The organism is Desulfitispora alkaliphila (genome assembly GCF_050433185.1).
Taxonomy (GTDB): Bacteria; Bacillota; Desulfitisporia; order Desulfitisporales; family Desulfitisporaceae; genus Desulfitispora; species Desulfitispora alkaliphila.
In genome coordinates, this window is record NZ_JBNPXS010000089.1 from 1 (window position 1) to 1,595 (window position 1,595).

Annotated in this window: 2 protein-coding genes; both read right to left on the minus strand. The window is 40.7% G+C overall.

Annotated elements, in window-relative coordinates:
* Positions 1–11: 11 nt before the first annotated feature.
* Positions 12–143: a hypothetical protein gene (locus GGQ84_RS15455; protein WP_429163717.1), complete on the minus strand. Its 132-nt coding sequence runs from the start codon at positions 141–143 to the stop codon at positions 12–14.
* A 126-nt stretch (positions 144–269) separates the two neighbouring features.
* Positions 270–1,553, minus strand: a complete 1,284-nt coding sequence (locus GGQ84_RS15460) for an IS110 family RNA-guided transposase (RefSeq protein WP_429163719.1) — start codon at positions 1,551–1,553, stop codon at positions 270–272.
* Positions 1,554–1,595 lie beyond the last annotated feature (42 nt).

Below are 1,595 nucleotides of genomic sequence, written 5' to 3' on the forward strand. Positions count from 1 at the left end.
TAAAGTCCATCCTATCTGCCAAACTGGTTATGTTTGGAAGTAATGGTATGACCGTGCTTATAGTCTCCACTAGTTTCATGGTCGCTTACCCTCCTATATCTCACCGGTTTTTTACCATACATTCCTTCGTCCTGCGTATCCATGAGGTGGAGGTCGGATATGCTCCTTTGCTGGGTCTAGTGCCCGTATGGATTTAATTAGCTCCGACTCTGCACTGTTGGTGTTTGTCTTTAGAGAATATGTGTATTATTTGATATTACTTATTTAGCTTAAGCTACCTGTAATGTATTTGCTTGAGGTAAACCTTTTAATAGCTTTGATCCATCAAATTCACATTGTTTCTGGGCAATGGCAAACAGTACTCTTAGTAATTTGCAGCAAAGGGCTATTAGGGATTGTTGCTTCTTTAACGGGCGTTCTGGGCGCTTTGTATAGTAGTTATGCAGGGTTTTAAATGTCTGGTTGTGGGCAACTAGTGGGCGTATCGCTAGGTATAAGGCTCTGCGTAGTCGACTCCGCCCTCGCTTGTTTATTCTGGTCTGCCCTTTGTATTTACCTGAACTGTGTTCTTTTAGTGATAGCCCTGCTAAGTTAACTAGTTGTTGTGGATGACTATATTTTGTTATGTCGCCTACTTCTGAGTAAAATAGCGCCACTGTTACTGCTCCTAGCCCTGGTATTGCTTTCATTTCTTTTGCCCCTGGCATTTTATCTACTAGAGCTTCTAGCTCTGTATCTAGTTCTGCTAATTGTTTCTGATACAGCTCATATTGTGCTATTAGGGTTTCTAACTCATGTTTAGCAAACTGGGTACCCACTTTAATCCCTACGCTGTTTTTAGCTGCATCTACAAGTTTTTTAGCTCTACTTATGCCTATCCCTCGCTTTACAGAGGGCTTCCATTTTTCAAGCACTTCCTCTGGTGTCATCTTTTTGATTTCAGATGGTAGAGGAAACTTTTTAAGAGTACAAAGAGCTGCTTTTCCCCGCCAATCACCAAAGACATCTAAAAACTCTGGAAAGTAGCGCTGGATAGTGTTTTGGATGCGCCCTTCTACGCTCATCTGGTGCTTGACTAGTTGATCTCTTATTTTGACGCCTTGTCTTAGTTCGGCATGTACGCCTTCTAAGAGGTTTGGTACTGAGTATCTCCCGTCTTTTATCAGCTGAGCTATAACTTTAGCATCTTTGGTATCATTTTTAGTGGGTGAGTTGTCGTCTAGCTCTTTACTCCGCTTTACATGCATGGGATTAACAAGAACAAAATCGTAACCCTTATCTGTAATGAAATAAGCCAGGTTAAACCAGTAATGACCTGTTGGTTCAACACCGAAAATGACATTGGTTTTATCATTTTCTTCTTTATGCTTGGTTACCCAATCTAGTAGCTGTTGGTATCCATGCATTCTGTTGTCAAAGACCAAGCGTTTGCCAAATTCTATACCTCGGTAGTCTAGAGCTCTAGCCACATGGCTGTCTTTTGCAATATCAATTCCAATGATCAAAGTTGATGGTTTTACTTGAGAAATTTTCTGGTTTTGTGTATAATTCATTTTGAAGTCCTCCTTGGGTATAAATTAAGGGTCCTTTTTGCT